14 protein-coding genes are annotated in these 16,178 nt (G+C 58.5%); 6 read left to right on the top strand and 8 right to left on the bottom strand.

Annotated features, from left to right (window positions below; all coding sequences use genetic code 11):
• Positions 1–878: 878 nt before the first annotated feature.
• The 3 genes from rpsT to mutM all read right to left on the bottom strand — a co-directional run bounded on the left by rpsT (position 879) and on the right by mutM (position 3,100).
• Positions 879–1,145, bottom strand: coding sequence for a 30S ribosomal protein S20 (gene rpsT / locus RMR16_RS14965; protein ID WP_320201190.1), 267 nt, complete (start codon positions 1,143–1,145; stop codon positions 879–881).
• A 254-nt stretch (positions 1,146–1,399) separates the two neighbouring features.
• Positions 1,400–2,173: an enoyl-CoA hydratase gene (locus RMR16_RS14960; RefSeq protein ID WP_320201189.1), complete on the bottom strand. Its 774-nt coding sequence runs from the start codon at positions 2,171–2,173 to the stop codon at positions 1,400–1,402.
• A 33-nt stretch (positions 2,174–2,206) separates the two neighbouring features.
• On the bottom strand, positions 2,207–3,100 hold the full coding sequence (gene mutM / locus RMR16_RS14955; protein WP_320201188.1) for a bifunctional DNA-formamidopyrimidine glycosylase/DNA-(apurinic or apyrimidinic site) lyase: 894 nt from the start codon (positions 3,098–3,100) through the stop codon (positions 2,207–2,209).
• 159 nt (positions 3,101–3,259) lie between these two features.
• Here mutM and ubiE point away from each other — a divergent pair, with 159 nt between their 5' ends.
• Entirely contained in the window at positions 3,260–4,036 is a 777-nt protein-coding gene (gene ubiE, locus RMR16_RS14950; protein WP_320201187.1) for a bifunctional demethylmenaquinone methyltransferase/2-methoxy-6-polyprenyl-1,4-benzoquinol methylase UbiE, read from the top strand.
• Between the two features lie 37 nt (positions 4,037–4,073).
• Positions 4,074–5,648 (top strand): 2-polyprenylphenol 6-hydroxylase, encoded by a 1,575-nt coding sequence (ubiB, locus tag RMR16_RS14945; protein ID WP_320201186.1) that lies wholly within the window; start codon positions 4,074–4,076, stop codon positions 5,646–5,648.
• Between the two features lie 64 nt (positions 5,649–5,712).
• Here the strand turns inward: ubiB and RMR16_RS14940 are convergent, their stop codons facing one another.
• The 3 genes from RMR16_RS14940 to RMR16_RS14930 all read right to left on the bottom strand — a co-directional run bounded on the left by RMR16_RS14940 (position 5,713) and on the right by RMR16_RS14930 (position 8,928).
• Positions 5,713–6,072: an MmcQ/YjbR family DNA-binding protein gene (locus RMR16_RS14940; RefSeq protein WP_320201185.1), complete on the bottom strand. Its 360-nt coding sequence runs from the start codon at positions 6,070–6,072 to the stop codon at positions 5,713–5,715.
• Positions 6,069–7,274 carry a bifunctional phosphopantothenoylcysteine decarboxylase/phosphopantothenate--cysteine ligase CoaBC gene (gene coaBC / locus RMR16_RS14935; RefSeq protein WP_320201184.1) on the bottom strand — a complete coding sequence of 402 codons (1,206 nt, stop codon included), beginning with the start codon at positions 7,272–7,274 and terminating at the stop codon, positions 6,069–6,071. The genes RMR16_RS14940 and coaBC overlap by 4 nt, the downstream gene beginning before the upstream one ends.
• Positions 7,275–7,344: 70 nt before the next feature.
• The gene (locus tag RMR16_RS14930; protein WP_320201183.1) at positions 7,345–8,928 is read right to left on the bottom strand and encodes a peptide chain release factor 3; all 1,584 of its coding nucleotides are present in this window, start codon (positions 8,926–8,928) and stop codon (positions 7,345–7,347) included.
• Positions 8,929–9,018: 90 nt separating this feature from the next.
• Here RMR16_RS14930 and dut point away from each other — a divergent pair, with 90 nt between their 5' ends.
• From dut to cysK, 3 genes are all read left to right on the top strand, one after another.
• Entirely contained in the window at positions 9,019–9,489 is a 471-nt protein-coding gene (gene dut, locus RMR16_RS14925; protein ID WP_320201182.1) for a dUTP diphosphatase, read from the top strand.
• A 75-nt stretch (positions 9,490–9,564) separates the two neighbouring features.
• On the top strand, positions 9,565–10,182 hold the full coding sequence (locus tag RMR16_RS14920; protein WP_320201181.1) for a LysE family translocator: 618 nt from the start codon (positions 9,565–9,567) through the stop codon (positions 10,180–10,182).
• 132 nt (positions 10,183–10,314) lie between these two features.
• Positions 10,315–11,283 (top strand): cysteine synthase A, encoded by a 969-nt coding sequence (gene cysK / locus RMR16_RS14915; protein WP_320201180.1) that lies wholly within the window; start codon positions 10,315–10,317, stop codon positions 11,281–11,283.
• A gap of 546 nt (positions 11,284–11,829) precedes the next feature.
• On the opposite strand, the gene RMR16_RS14910 is transcribed toward cysK, so the two are convergent.
• Positions 11,830–12,768 carry an IS110 family transposase gene (locus tag RMR16_RS14910; RefSeq protein ID WP_320202252.1) on the bottom strand — a complete coding sequence of 313 codons (939 nt, stop codon included), beginning with the start codon at positions 12,766–12,768 and terminating at the stop codon, positions 11,830–11,832.
• A gap of 824 nt (positions 12,769–13,592) precedes the next feature.
• On the opposite strand from RMR16_RS14910, the gene RMR16_RS14905 reads away from it, so the two are divergent.
• Entirely contained in the window at positions 13,593–13,982 is a 390-nt protein-coding gene (locus RMR16_RS14905) for a hypothetical protein (RefSeq protein ID WP_432353919.1), read from the top strand.
• Positions 13,983–14,401: 419 nt separating this feature from the next.
• On the opposite strand, the gene RMR16_RS14900 is transcribed toward RMR16_RS14905, so the two are convergent.
• The gene (locus RMR16_RS14900; RefSeq protein WP_320200126.1) at positions 14,402–15,934 is read right to left on the bottom strand and encodes a YifB family Mg chelatase-like AAA ATPase; all 1,533 of its coding nucleotides are present in this window, start codon (positions 15,932–15,934) and stop codon (positions 14,402–14,404) included.
• Positions 15,935–16,178 lie beyond the last annotated feature (244 nt).

The following is a 16,178-nucleotide window of genomic DNA, read 5'->3' as shown; positions in this document are numbered from 1 at the left end:
CTCGGATTTGTTCCCCGCCGCATCCGTATCAGCTGCATCACATGCCTTTGGCGTGCGGTCCCCATTTGCCACCGCACCCACTACCAAATTCAATTGCATATTGCCGCCTTTCAAATTGCCAATCATAGCCCGACGAACCAAACGTCCATCAGGGATACCCCTCGTTCATTCTTCTCCCGTCAGACATTCCCCTCGCAAGAATTGTCCTCGGGTCATTTGTATCACCGCGAGCCGGTTATCCCATTTCCCTCTTCATCATGGAGAGGCCTGCGATTACTCAACAAATACTCCCACACAACACAACTTTAACATACGCGATTGCGGACACGGTTTCGCTTTTCCGCAACCTGTTGGATTGCGGCCAAACATACGCCGATACCTGAAAAAACGAATTCAAACAGAACTCGTTCGCAACGGGCTTGTACCTTCGATACTCAAGGATCGAGATAGCTTGTGGATAGAAATCCTTGCCCCTTGTCGAAATGCATTTAGGCAGGATCGTGGGTGGAGATCAATGGCGTTTTTTCTGCAAAACCGAAGATCGACCATTGACTCAGTCAGGCCGTTTTGCATCGATTGAAGGCCTGCTTCGAGAATCTCTTATGAATCAATGAGATTCAATTTCGTGGCTTTTTTTAGGGTCGATTTTCCAAGAAAATAAAAAATAACTTGACTCGAAACTTGGCCTACCTTCCGTCGGGGAAGGACGTCGTCTTTTCAAAGACCTTTCACAAGTCATTGTTTTTAAACATCTTTTTTCGTCATTGGTTTGACGCAGAACTGTCATGCTAATTGACGAAGTGTTAATAAGCCGTTAGAAACAGAAAAAGCCCGGTCCAAGGACCAGGCTTTTTCATCATACATTCGGATTAGCCGTATTAGGCGGAAAGTGCCTTAACGCGCTGTGCCAAACGGGACACCTTACGGTCTGCCGTGTTGCTTGGCAGAACGCCGCGCGTTGCGGCGCGCTGGATTTCCGGCTGGGCTACTTTCAGAGCTTCAGTCGCTACTGCGAGATCGCCTGTTGCAATGGCTTCTTCAACCTTGCGGATGAAGCCGCGAACGCGCGAACGACGAGCCTTGTTGACTTCAGTACGGCGAGCGATCTTGCGAGTCGCCTTTTTCGCCGAAGTTGTATTGGCCATGTATGCCTCTCTTCGAATTCAAACCAAAATCCGCAACCACAGGATCGGGTCGCTTATAGACCTCAAGTTCCAAAAGTGCGGGAGTAACTGGAATAAGCCGGGTGGCTTTTCCTAACCGTGGCCGGGCATATAGCCTTAAAGCCGCTGCCCGTCAACGCGCATTTTCACCAAAAACACCTATATTCCGAATCCTTAGAGCATGTTTCTCAAAACCATGCAGCCATTTTCGGACAGCCGGATGCCCGTATAAAGGACTATCTGTTTCGGAACGCAGGCTTTCTCTTTTCCACGAAAGCCGCCATGCCCTCTTTCTGATCTTGCGTCGCAAAAAGCGACTGGAACAGCCGGCGTTCAAAACGCAGACCTTCGCTCAACGACACTTCAAAGGACCGGTTGACGCTTTCCTTGGCCATCAACACCGAGGCGCGGGACAGCGACGCAATGGTGGTCGCTGCCGCCACCGCTTCATCCAGCAGGTTTTCCTGCGGCACGATGCGTGATACCAGCCCTGCCCGCTCGGCCTCGGCTGCGTCCATCTTGCGGCCCGTCAGAACCAGATCCATGGCCTTCGCCTTGCCGACCGCCCGTGTCAGCCGCTGCGATCCGCCCATGCCGGGAATAACGCCAAGTGTAATTTCCGGCTGGCCGAATTTTGCCGTGTCGGACGCGATGATGAAATCGCACATCATCGCCAGCTCACAGCCACCGCCCAGCGCAAAGCCGGACACTGCCGCAATAACCGGCTTGCGGCTGGCCGCCACATCATCCCACCCACCCAGAAAATCACCCAGATAGGCATCGACGAAATCCAGCGATTGCATCTCCTTGATATCCGCTCCGGCAGCGAATGCCTTTGGCGAACCGGTGATGACGATGGCTCCGATCGAATCATCTGCGGAGAACGATGCCAATATGTGGCGCAGCTCTTTCAGCAGCGTGGAGTTCAAGGCATTCAGCGCCTGCGGGCGGTTGAGCGTGATGACGCCGACCTCATCGCGCTTTTCAACAATCAGCGTTTCGTAATCCATGACGATCTTCCTCTCCCATCATTTCTGGCCCCATCATTTCTGGCAGGCAGCGCAATAGAATGTGGAGCGCCCGGCCTGCACGATGCGTTCAACCGTACCCCCGCAACCGGGTGTGGAGCAAGCATGGCCCTGCCGGTCGTAAACCGAAAAGGAGTGCTGGAAATAACCCAGCGTCCCGTCCGTCTGGATATGGTCTCGCAAGGACGATCCTCCAGCCGCAATGGCATCGGCAATCACATCACGGATTTTCTGCGTCAGTTCCACCAGCTGCGCTTTCGGCTTGCCGGTTTTCGTGACCAGCGTACCCGCTGCCCTCAAAGGAGACAATTGAGCGCGCCACAAGGCTTCACACACATAGATATTGCCCAGCCCCGCAATCACCTTCTGGTCCAGCAAGGTGGTTTTCAGCGGCTGGCTTTTGCCGTCGAAGCGGCTCGCCAGATAATCCGCGCTCAATGCATTGCCGGTGGGTTCTGGCCCAAGCCCGGCAAATGCCGGATACAGATCGATATTGGCGCGCTCCACCAGATGCATAAAGCCGAAGCGGCGCGGGTCATTATAGATCACGCGAGCGGCGCGTCCGGCTTGGCGCAGATGGAAGATCACATGGTCGTGCTTGCCATCCTTGGAACGCGGATGGTGAAATTCGCCGGGCGTATCCGACGCCTCGCCTGTTTCCTCCACACGGAAAGAGCCGGACATGCCCAGATGCGAAACGATGGTCATTCCGTCCTCCAGCTCGATCAGCAGATATTTCGCCTTGCGCCCCAAAGAGATGATGCGCCTGCCCTCCACCAGCGCCGAAAAGCCGTCTGGAAACGGAAAGCGCAGGTCTGGCCGGCCAAGTTCCATTTTCTCCACAAGCGCACCTTCCATGGTCGGCGCAAGGCCGCGTCTGACGGTTTCCACTTCGGGCAATTCTGGCATGGTGTTTATCCCGGTTGTTTGTCTTGTTGTTTGTCTGCGCGGTCTTGTGATCTAAAGCCTGCGGGCATACATGTCGCAGGCATGTGCTGGCGCAACAGATAGCGTCGCATTCCCGTTTCCGCTATGGTCCGCAGCGCGATTTAAATATGGAGACCCGTCATGACTGAAGCCCGCACCACCGCCGATGGCGGCATGGAAACCTCCTACGGCTTCCACAAGGTCGATGAAGGCCAGAAGCAGGGCATGGTCAACGAGGTCTTCCACAAGGTCGCCAAGCGCTACGATATCATGAACGATGTCATGTCCGCGGGCCTGCACCGTGTGTGGAAAGACGCGATGATTTCCGCGCTGAACCCGCGCAAAGACCCCTCTTACAAAACGCTGGATGTGGCCGGTGGCACCGGCGATATCGCGTTTCGCATCATCGAGGCCTCCAACCGTCTCGCCCATTCCACCGTTCTGGATATCAACGGCTCCATGCTGGCTGTGGGCGAGGAACGCGCCGCCAAGAAAAAGCTGTCCGACAATCTGACTTTCGTGGAAGCCAATGCCGAGGACCTGCCGTTCGAGGCCAACAGCTTCGACGCCTACACGGTCGCCTTCGGCATTCGCAACGTGCCGCGCATCGATGTGGCCTTGAAAGAAGCGCACCGCGTGCTGAAGCGCGGCGGACGTTTGCTGGTACTGGAGTTTTCAGAAGTCGAGATGCCGCTTCTGGACAAGGTCTATGATGCCTGGTCCTTCAACGCCATTCCGCAATTCGGCAAGATGATTACCGGCGATGCAGAGCCCTATCAGTATCTGGTGGAATCGATCCGCAAATTCCCCAATCAGGAAGATTTCGCGGCCATGATCCGCACGGCCGGGTTCAGCCGCGTCAATTACACCAATTATACCGGCGGCATCGCTGCCCTTCATTCCGGCTGGAAGCTCTAATCGACATGACGGCCAAAAGCAGGAAGAAGGCATTCGCATGAGCACTCTCGGCGCATATTTCCGTCTCGCAAGGGTCGGCTGGGTTCTTGTGCGCGAAGGCGTGGTGCTGGCCCTGCCATCCGAGGATCTTCCCGCATCGGCGAAGTTCGCGAAAGCGATTCTAAAACCCTTCGCCCGCAACCGGGCAAAAAACGCAGATCGCCGCGACCGCCTGGCGACCGCCGTGGAGCGGCTTGGTCCTTCCTATGTGAAGATGGGCCAGTTTCTCGCCACCCGCCCGGATGTGGTGGGAGCGGATTTCGCTGACGATCTTTCGCGCCTGCAAGACCGCATGGCCTTCTTTCCCAATGCTGCTGCAAAGGCGAATATCGAAGGCTCACTCGGTCGTCCGATGTCCGATCTCTACAGCGAATTCAGCGACCCGATAGCCGCTGCCTCCATCGCACAGGTGCATCCGGCCATCGTGCAGACCCCCCAAGGGCAGAAAAAAGTGGCGGTGAAGGTCATCCGTCCCGGCGTGCGCCAGCGCTTCCAGAACGATCTGGAAGCCATGTATCTGATTGCCGATCTCCAGCAACGTTTTGTCCGCTCCGCGCGGCGCCTGCGCCCTGTGGAAGTGACGCGCGCACTGGAGCAGACCACTAAGATCGAAATGGATTTGCGGCTGGAAGCAGCAGCGCTTTCGGAAATTGCAGAAAACACCAAGGACGACCCCGGCTTTCGTGTGCCTGAAGTAGACTGGGAACGCACGGGCCGCGATGTCGTCACCATGGAATGGATCGACGGCACGAAGATGTCGGACGTGGAAGGCCTGAAAGCCGCCGGTCACGACCTCAACGCACTGGCCGATACGCTCATCCAGTCCTTCCTGCGCCATACGTTGCGCGACGGCTTCTTCCATGCCGACATGCACCCCGGCAATCTGTTCGTCGACCCACAGGGCATGATCGTTGCCGTGGACATGGGCATTGCCGGACGGCTGGGCAAAAAGGAGCGCCGCTTCCTTGCCGAAATTCTCTACGGCTTCATTACCCGCGATTATATGCGCGTGGCGGAAGTGCATTTCGAGGCCGGTTATGTGCCCGGGCACCACGATATTGCCAGCTTCGCACAGGCCATTCGCGCCATTGGCGAGCCGATCCACGGCCAGCCCGCCGAGACCATTTCCATGGGCAAGCTGCTGACGCTTCTGTTCGAAGTAACTGAGCTTTTCGACATGGAAACCCGGCCTGAACTCGTCATGCTGCAAAAGACCATGGTGGTGGTGGAAGGTGTATCGCGCATTCTCAACCCGCGCTTCAACATGTGGAAAGCCGCAGACCCTGTCGTCAGCAAATGGATTCGCGACAATCTCGGACCTAAACGCATCGTCACCGACCTGAAAGACGGCCTCAAAGCCGCCGTCAAACTCGCCGAAGCCGCTCCCGAAATCGCCGCCAAGACCGAAAAGCTGCACGCCGATCTGGTCTATATGAGCGAAAACGGCCTGCGCTTTGATCCCACCACGGCAGAAGCAATTGGCAAGGCGGAAGCCCGTCATACGCGCTCGGGTCGCTTGGCGCTCTGGGTGATTGCCCTGGTGCTGGTGTATATTGCGGTGCGGATTAGCTAGGGACGCCCCACCCTCAGGTCCCTCACTCTGAGGAGGCCCAAAGGGCCGTCTCGAAGCATCGGGCTCACTCCAGCACAATCCCCAATTCCGCCCGCAACTTCTTCGTCAACCCAGCTGCCACCAACTCATAAGACCGGCGCACATAATGCTCCAGCTCTGACTGCTCCAGTCGGGAGTGATCGGAAATCGAAATCCATTTGCGTTTGGCGAAATACGGGGCCTGCCCGATCCCTTCGAGCGAGGTGAGAATCTCAAAGCTCTCCTCAGAACATTTCACCACCAGCCGCCAGTCTTCACGCTCCCCCAGCACAGCAAAGACCTTGTCTCCCACCTTGGCGACATGGGAATCCCATTGATCGACAAAGCGCACGCCGGGCCATTTCTCCAAGATCGCATCGAATGTTGTGCGGTCGAACAGGCTCATGCCAATCTCTCCGCGATCAAAGCCGCAAGGCGTTTCGCCACCTCAGTTTTATCGAGGTCAGGCCAAGCCTCGACACCGTCTTTGGAAATGATCTTCACGCTGTTGCGATCCCCGCCCATGACACCGGTGGCCGCAGAAACATCATTGGCGACAATCAAATCCGCACCCTTACGCTCCAGCTTGGCGCGCCCGTTGGTCTCGACATCCTGCGTTTCGGCAGCAAAACCGATGACGAGTTTCGGCCTGTTTTCATGGTGGCCGATGGTTTTCAGAATGTCCGGATTTTCCGTGAGTTGAAGTGCCAGTGTCTGATCGCCCGGCTGTTTCTTGATCTTCTGATCCGCCGATGTCGCAACGCGCCAGTCGGCAACGGCTGCCACCATCACCGCAATATCGGCAGGCAGGTGCGACAGAACCGCGTCGCGCATGTCCTCGGCACGCTCCACATGGATCGTTGTCACCCCTGCCGGATCGGCAATCGTCACCGGGCCGGACACCAGCGTCACATCTGCGCCAAGTTCAGCGAGCGCTGCCGCAATCGCATGGCCCTGCTTGCCGGAGGAACGGTTGGCAATGTAGCGCACCGGGTCGATCGGCTCATGCGTCGGGCCTGACGTCACGATGGCTTTTTTTCCGGCCAATGGCTTTGGCCCATCATCCAGCAGCGTTTCTACCGCCGCGACAATCTGCAAAGGCTCTGCCATGCGGCCAAGCCCCGCCTCACCCTTTTCCGCCATTTCACCGGCCATCGGCCCAATGAAATGAATGCTATCGCGTTTCAGCGTCTCAACGTTGCGCTGCGTTGCCTTGGCGGTCCACATTTTCGGGTTCATGGCCGGAGCGACCAGCACTTTGCGGTCTGTCGCCAGCAGAACGGTGGAGGCCAGATCATCCGCCAGCCCGTTCGCCATCTTTGCCATCAGGTCAGCGGTGGCGGGCGCAACCAGCACCAGATCGCAGCCGCGCGCCAGCCTGATATGGCCAACGTCCTGCTCATCCTGCCGTGAAAAAAGCTCGGTGAATACATGGGTGGCGGACAATGCGCCGACGGCCAGCGGGGTCACGAATTCCTGCGCGCCCTTGGTCATCACCGGCGTCACCTTCGCGCCGCGTTCTCTCAGACGACGAATAAGGTCGAGGCTCTTATAAGCTGCGATGCCGCCGGAGATGATGAGAAGGATATGCTTATCCGAAAGTGCCATGATGCCGACCAGTTTCCTGTTTGACGGGGAAACTAAGCCGTTGGCATTCAAAGTGCAATCGCGTGAATTATCACGCCGCCTTGGCGACGTGATATTCTTTGATGGCAACCATTTTGATCGATGGATAACGTTCCGACTCGTAGCGCAACGAGAACGCATCCTGCGCCAGAAACACCGGATCGCCATCCAGATCGCGGGCGATATCGCCGCGCTTGACGGTCAGGAATTTCTCCATATCCGCAGGCTGGTCCGAGGAAATCCAGCGGCAGATGGAGAAGCGTGACATTTCAAATGACACCGGCAGCCCGTATTCACCCATCAGGCGCTCTTTCAAAACGTCCAGCTGCAACGCGCCGACCACGCCAACGATAGCCGGTGAGCCGTCTTCCGGCGAAAAGAGCTGCACGACGCCCTCTTCCGCCATCTGGTGCAGCGCTTCTTTCAGCTTCTTGGCCTTCATCGCATCTTCCAGCCGCACACGGCGCAGAATTTCCGGCGAGAAGTTCGGCACGCCCTGAAACACGAGATTTTCGCCTTCGGTCAGCGTATCGCCAATGCGCAGGGTTCCGTGGTTGGGAATGCCCACCACGTCGCCCGCAAAGGCGGTATCGGCAATGTGGCGCTGCGACGCGAAGAAGAATTGCGGTGCCGTGAGGCCCATCTGCTTGCCGGTGCGGGCCAGACGCGCCTTCATGCCACGTTCCAGCTTGCCGGAGCAGATGCGGGCAAAGGCAATGCGGTCACGGTGGTTCGGGTCCATATTGGCCTGAATCTTGAACACGAAGGCCGTCATCTTGTCTTCGTCCGCATGGACCGTTCTGGTGTCGGCCACCTGATCGCGCGGTGGCGGGGCGATATCGCCCAGGGCGTTGATAAGGTCTCGAACGCCAAAATTGCGCAGCGCCGAGCCGAAAAATACCGGCGTCAAATGACCCTCAAGAAACGCCTCCCGGTCAAACGGGCGGCAGGCTTCCAGCGCCAGTTCCGTTTCCTCGATAAAGGCGACCCGCTCATTTTCCGGCAGACGGTTGGCAACATCCTTCGGGCCGTCAACCTGCGTGGCCTCCACTTCGTTATCGGAACCGCGCACCTTGTTGCTGGCCAGATAATAAGAGCCGCAGAAGCTCTTGGAGCGGCCAATCGGCCAGGTGATGGGGGCCGTGTCCAGCGCCAGCTTCTCTTCGATCTCGTCGAGAATTTCGAAGATATCGCGGCTTTCGCGGTCCATCTTGTTGACGAAGGTAATGATCGGAATATCGCGCATACGGCAGACTTCGAACAGCTTCAGCGTGCGCGGCTCGATACCCTTGGCGGCATCAATGACCATGATCGCCGCATCCACCGCCGTCAGCGTGCGGTAGGTGTCGTCCGCAAAGTCTTCGTGGCCCGGCGTATCGAGAATATTGAAGACCTTGTCATCATATTCGAACGTCATGACCGAGGTGACGACCGAAATGCCGCGTTCCCGCTCGATTTTCATCCAGTCGGAGCGCGTCTGAATGCGATCCTTCTTCGCCTTCACTTCACCGGCCAGCTGAATGGCACCGCCGAACAGCAGCAGTTTTTCGGTCAGCGTGGTCTTACCGGCGTCCGGGTGCGCGATAATAGCGAAGGTGCGGCGGCGGGAAACCGCCTCTGCGAGTGTTTCGGGCATCTGACAAATCCTGTGGAATTGCGGGCTATCTAACGTTTCAGGGCCGCTTTTGCAATTGACCTTGGCGCCAGGACGGAAAATGAATGCCGCATGACCATAGAAAACAACAATCGCCCCGCCCTGAACCTTCTGCGCCTCGACCACGCCGAAGGGATCGACCTGCCCTCTTACGAAACCAGCGGTGCCGCTGGCATGGACCTGCGCGCTGCTGTGCTGGCCGCCGAACCGCTGGTGTTGAAGCCGGGTGCGCGGGCGATGGTGCCAACCGGTTTCATTTTCGAAGTGCCGGTTGGATATGAAGCGCAAATCCGCCCCCGCTCCGGCCTTGCCATCAAAAACGGCATCACCTGCCTGAATTCCCCCGGCACGGTGGACAGCGATTATCGCGGCGAAGTGAAAGTCATTCTCGCCAATCTCGGTGACGCGGATTTCGTGATCGAGCGCGGCATGCGCATTGCCCAAATGGTGATCGCACCGGTGACGCAGGTGACGGTGATCGAGGTCAGCGAGACCTCCGCCACCGCCCGCGGTGCTGGCGGTTTCGGCTCCACCGGCGTTTGATCATTTCGCCCGATTGGGTGCGTTGTCGGGCAAAACGTTTTGGTGTATCGCTCGGCGACCGACCGAGGATATGCCATGACGATTGCCACTCTCCTGACCTATGCCACCGCCCTGTTTATCGCTGCTGCCATTCCCGGCCCCGGCATGACGGCCATCGTGGCGCGGGCGCTGGGTTCCGGTTTCCGCGAAACCTTCTTCATGGGTCTGGGTCTGGTGCTGGGTGACATGGTCTATCTCACCGCCGTTATTCTCGGTCTGGCCTTTGTTGCGCAGACATTTCAGGAAGCCTTTATGGTGCTGAAATTCGCAGGCGCCGCCTATCTTCTTTATATCGCATGGAAGCTTTGGACGGCCGGTCTTCTGCCGCAGGATTTGCAGGCGAAAAAAAGCACCAGCATGACCATGTCGTTTTTGTCCGGCCTGTTCATCACGCTGGGCAACCCCAAAACCATGCTGTTTTACGTGGCGCTGGTGCCGACGCTGATCGATATCCGCATGATTGGCACCACCGAATATGCCACACTTCTGGCGGTGACGTTTGCCGTGCTGATGGCGGTTTTGCTGCCCTATATTTTGCTGGCCTCCAAAGCGCGGTTGCTGTTGAAAAGACCGACCGCCTTGACGATCCTCAACCGCACCGCCGCCAGCATTCTGGCCGGAACGGCTGCGATGATCGCAACCCGGACAAGTTGAGATCATTCTTCTAGCGCACACGAGAGCTAGAGAATTATATCCCACGATCCGCCCAATATACGCATTCCCGTTCTCTGGTGTCGCCGCTTCATTCGCCCTATTCTGCGCCAAATTTTGCCGTGGGAGTGCACTATGACTGAAGCCAGAAAACCCGGACGCGGGCGGATTTATTCTTCGATCACCGAAACGATTGGCGACACGCCTTTGGTGCGTCTCGACAAGCTGGCGAAGGAAAAGGGCGTGCACGCCACCATTCTGGCAAAGCTTGAGTTTTTCAACCCCATCGCATCGGTCAAGGACCGCATTGGCGTTGCCATGATCGAAGCGCTGGAAGCACAGGGCAAGATCACCCCCGGCAAAACCACGCTGGTGGAACCGACCTCCGGCAACACCGGCATAGCGCTGGCCTTCGCGGCGGCGGCCAAGGGTTACAAGCTGATCCTGACCATGCCGGAAACCATGTCCATCGAACGTCGCAAAATGCTGGCGCTTTTGGGTGCCGAACTGGTTCTGACGGAAGGCCCGAAGGGCATGAGGGGCGCTATTTTAAAGGCGCAGGAGCTGGCTGAAACCCTGCCGGACGCTATTATTCCCCAGCAATTCGAAAACCCGGCCAACCCGGACATTCACCGCAAAACGACGGCGGAAGAAATCTGGAACGACACCCATGGCGACGTGGATATTTTCGTATCCGGCATCGGTACGGGGGGCACGATTACCGGTACGGGCCAAGTGCTGAAGGCGCGCAAACCGGGCCTCAAGGTCGTGGCCGTCGAGCCTGCCGACAGCCCGGTTCTATCCGGCGGCAATCCCGGCCCGCACAAGATTCAGGGCATCGGCGCGGGTTTTGCACCGGCCATTCTCGACACGAAAATCTACGACGAGATCATCACCGTCACCAACGACGAAGCCTTCGAGATCGCCCGTCTGGTCGCCCGCATCGAGGGCGTGCCCGTGGGAATCTCCTCCGGCGCGGCACTGGCGGCTTCGATCAAGATCGGTTTGCGTGAAGAAAATGCGGGCAAAAACATCGTGGTGATTATTCCATCGTTTGCGGAGCGTTATCTTTCGACGGCATTGTTTGAAGGGTTGGGGCTTTAAGGGGCTGCTCGGTTTGGACGTGCGCTGAGGGGTTGCCAGAGATGGCCGCCCCTTTTGTGTTTCGTGGCAATGGGTGTTGGGTGTTGGCGCAAGCTCGCCCCCCTCTGCCCTGCCGGGCATCTCCCCCACAGGTGGGGAGATTAGCAAGTGGCACGCTTTTCGCTTTATTCGCAACGTTCAAGATGGGCGAGATGGTGACCTCTAGCCGATCTCCCGACCTGTGGGGGAGATGCCCGGCAAAGCAGAGGGGGATGAGCCACACCCTCGGGCTGTCACCGTTGCACTCCTCGCCACACCCTCCACCCTCATGCTGAGGTGCTTTGGCCGAAGGGCAAAGCCTCGAAGCATCCGTTGGTTGGCGCACTTGCGTCCCGCAACCCTCGTCCTTCGAGGGTCGCTTCGCTCCCGCCTCAGGATGAGGGTTACTACTGTCGCACCCGTTGCCGTTACGTTGCACTCCCCGCCGTTAGCTCTGCCTGTCACCGTTGCATTCCTCGCCACACCCTCCACCCTCATGCTGAGCAACCATGAGACAAAGTTTGTCTGTCATTGGGGAATTTCGGTCCACGGCTTGCGTCTTGCGAGGACAGCGTTTGCGAAGTGGACGAGCTTTCTGGCGCAGGCAATCACGGCGACCTTGTGGCTCTTGCCGGCATCGATGAGGCGCCTGTAAAGAATGCGCAGGGCCGGATTGTGTTTCTGGCTGCCGGAGAAGGCGGCCATGAAGACGACCTTGCGCAGCCGCACGCGCCCTCCGGCAATATGCCTGTCGGACGAGGACGCGCCGCTGTCCTTGTTGTAGGGCGCAACGCCGACAAGGGCTGCAGCCTCGGCTCGGCTGAGATGGCCGAGCTCGGGCATGCGGATGATGAAGGTCACCGCCGTTGCCGGTCCGATCGTGGGGATGCTTTGCAGCAGGTCCAGCTTTTCAGCCAGATCGGGATGGGCTTTCAGCCGTTTGGTCAGGTGCGCCATCCGCTTGACCTTGAGCTTGACCAGCCGCTTGATATTGTCATCGATGAGCTGCAGATTGGCCTTTGCACTGTAACGCTCGCGCCGTGTTTTGAGACGGCAAATATCCTCGGCAATCTGCTCGATCATGGTCAGATCCTCTGCAAACGACGGCATGCGCGGGTCCGGTGCCTGACGGTCGGGAGCCAGGAGGCTGACGGCAGCCAGAATGAGCTGGGCATCGATTCGGTCGGTCTTGGCCTTGCCATTGCGGAATTTGCGAAAGCCGTGGATCTGGCGCGGATCAAGGACAAGCACGGTAAAGCCCGCCCTTCGCAGGGCAGCAACAGCCGCTGCCTCATAATTGCCGCTGGCCTCAAGGCCGATGCGTGTGACGCCTTCGCTGGCGAAACGGTCAATCAGCCGCTGGTGACCGGCACTGTCATTGCTCTCGCTCAACACCGCTTTCATGCCTTCGATTGCAATATCCAGTCTGTTCTTGGAAACGTCGATACCAGAATGTTTCATGATCATGCGATCCTCTCCGTCGACCCCGCCTTGCGTTCATGCGAACCTAAAGTTCAGACAACCATTCGGGTCCTGTGGGAAAAGGCCAGTCCGATCCGGCTCAGCAACAGCCCTGAAGGCTAAGGTGGCAACGATCCGAAACCAGCCGCACCCAGGAAGCGGCCGCCCCCTCAGTGCGAGGCTATGTTACAACGGTTTTCTTATACAAGGTGGCGCGCAGCGCCCTCGAAGCATCCGGCCCCACGCACTCTGCCCGTAACCCTCGTCCTTCGAGGGTCGCTTCGCTCCCACCTCAGGATGAGGGTTACTGCCGTCGCGCTCTGCATCTTGCATCTCAAATCTTGCCTCATGTCCATGTCAAAAATCCCGGCCTTGCTCGTACCCAAGCTTCGCCGTTCACGCGGCATCATCTGCCCGTGGTGTGATCTTCATTCAGTGTCCATCGCCTGATCGGCCATGGTATGTCGGACGGGGCGCAGAAAGTTGCCTCGTTGGGTAGTATAAAATGGCACCTCTCAGCGCCCCGCTCGGCTGTTGTTGCCGGACAGCAATCCACTTGCCATGGCTGGCAATCCCGGAGGGCGAAGGGGAAACCTTGCCGGAGAACCGGTCGGACATAGCCAAGGTCCAACCCTTCCCATCCGGGTGGCAATATCCTGTTTCCAGAACACCGCCTGCCAGTTCGGCCCCATCTGCCTTCGATTTGCTCCCGCGCCGATAATCAAGGGGCGGGAGGATCGATCCGTTTTTCGCAAAGACGTCCCGCTGCACCAACGGCTGCGGATCGTCCTCGCGATCCGTCCGCGCCGTATCGCTACGGTGCGGGGCAGATGCAGCGTGTTCCTGTGTACCGCCTGACTTTCGCTTCCATCCCGATGGTCGCGTTCGACCACAAGACGATGAGCTGTCGGTACACCCGGCGGCGGTTAAGCCTGTCGGGCATCGGGAAGACAACGCCAGCCGGTCCGCAACCGGCGTCATCCTCCTCCCGTTGCCGCCGGGGGGATTTGCTGTCCGGCCCCGGCGGTGAAGGTTTGCGTAACCCCTTCACCACCAGCACCGATCCCGCCTCGCCGCAACGCCTTGCGGTGTATCCGAGGGCGGAACAGCACCATTGTGCGCGCAGTTTTGGGCGTGTGGAGAAAAGTGCGAAAATTTATTATTACTTCGGTGGTTATTATTATAAAATATTGATTTCATTAAATAATTTATCATATTAGCTATCCATTTCACTCCGGCGACCACTCCAACCTCCGTCATCCCGGACCCGATCCGGGATCCAGTGCCGCGCGTCTGCGCGGCGAGAGACCCTTTGCCGACGCAACGCACGGAGAGGGGTTCTCTCGCCTTGCAGACGCAAGGCGGCTGGACCCCGGATCAGGTCCGGGGTGACGGAGGAGAGGTGGGACCAGCCAAATGATGACATTGAGGGTGGGGGGACGACGGGAAAAACGCCTTTATTGTCGCTGTCAACAGGAGGAGTCTTCTGCCGCGTGGACACGCGGCGCTGGATGCCGAATCGGGTCCGGCATGACGGAGGGATGAAGAAGGCGCACCTTACAGCAATCCAGTCGAGACTATTGCCCGTTCCCAAGACGAGTGGGCTTCTTTGCTTGACGTTTCCGCATATTCCAACCCATCACGCAGCCGCCGTCAGGCGTTCGCCTGCGATGCGGTAGGAGATGGCTTCGGCCAGGTGGATACGGGTGACGGTGGGCTTGTTATCGAGATCGGCCAGGGTCCGGGCGACCTTGAGGATGCGGTGGTAGCCTCGGGCGGAAAATTTCAGTTTTTCGGCAGCATCGCGCAGCAATTGCAGGCCGGGGGCATCGGGTTCGGCGAATTTTTCGATGAGGGCGGTGGAGCAGCGGGCATTGGTGCGGATGCCTCTCAATCCTTCCATCGCATAGCGCTCCTCCTGCGTGTGCCGAGCCGACGCCACACGTTTTGCAACATTGGCGCTGGCTTCCGCCGCCATTGGCCGGATGAGGTCTGCGGCGGAGACGGCGGGGACTTCGATGCGAATATCGATGCGGTCCATCAGCGGGCCGGAAATGCGGGTCTGGTAATCGGTCACGCAACGCGGTCCTCTGGCGCAGGTAAAACCGGGCTCCCCCGCCATGCCGCATTTGCAGGGGTTCATGGCGGCGACAAGCTGGATTTCCGCCGGATAGCTGACCCGGTGATTGGCGCGAGCAATGATGCATTCGCCGGTTTCAAGCGGTTGGCGCAGGGCGTCCAGCGCTTGGGGCGAAAACTCCGGAAACTCATCGAGAAACAAAACACCATGATGGGCAAGCGAGGCTTCGCCCGGTCTGGCACGCAGGCCGCCGCCGACCAAGGCTGCCATGGTGGCGGAATGATGAGGCGTGCGGAACGGGCGGCGATCCGACAATTTGCCGCCCGAAAGCTGACCGGCGATGGAATGCACCATGGACACTTCCAGCAACTCCGCTGCCGACAGCGGCGGCAGAATGGATGGCAGGCGGGAGGCAAGCATGGATTTTCCAGACCCCGGCGGGCCGACCATCAAAAGATTGTGGCCACCGGCAGCGGCCACTTCCAAAGCGCGTTTGGCGCTTTCCTGCCCCTTGATATCGGCAAGGTCCGGCAGGTTTGCGGGATTGGCGCGGATGGCGGGAACCGGACGTGAGAGGCGCTGGGTGCCGCGAAAATGATTGACGAGGGCAATGAGGCTGCGGGGCGCGAGAATGTCGATATCCGCACCAGCCCATGCGGCCTCTCCACCGCTCTCTGCCGGGCAGATGAGGCCTTTGCCTTGAGCGTTGGCACCGATTGCGGCGGGCAACGTGCCGGTGACAGCGCCGATGGTGCCATCCAGATTAAGCTCTCCCAACACGACATAGGCATCGAGCGCATTCGCGGGGATTGCGCCGAGAGCGGCCATCAGGCCAAGGGCGATCGGCAAATCGAAGTGGGAACCTTCCTTGGGCAGATCAGCGGGGGCGAGATTGACCGTGACTTTTTTGGCGGGAAGCGCCAGGCCGGAGGCATGGAGTGCGGCCTGCACCCTCTCGCGGCTTTCGGCCACGGCCTTATCCGGCAGGCCGACGATCTGTATGCCGACCTTGCCGGGTGCGACCATGACCTGTACGTCAACGGGCACACCCTCTATGCCCTGAAATGCCACCGTATTCACCCGCGCGACCATGGCTTGCCCCCAAGCAAGCGGCCAGGGTTTCGCACATGATCTCACGTGTACGTGGCCGCACCTGCAACCTTGCACACAGACGAGAATAAAACAAGAACGGAACGACAGTTATTTCTCGTTCTTGGTGTGTAAAATTGCTTTTGGTTGCAGGTGGTGACGTCAGTGGGCGGGCACTGAAGCCAAGAGTCTTTAGTGATCAAGGAGTTGATCACGCTGGACCCCGGATCAAGTCCGGGGTGACGGC

Source organism: Agrobacterium sp. rho-13.3, assembly GCF_033957765.2.
GTDB lineage: Bacteria > Pseudomonadota > Alphaproteobacteria > Rhizobiales > Rhizobiaceae > Agrobacterium.
This window is presented reverse-complemented; position numbering and strand designations above follow the sequence as displayed.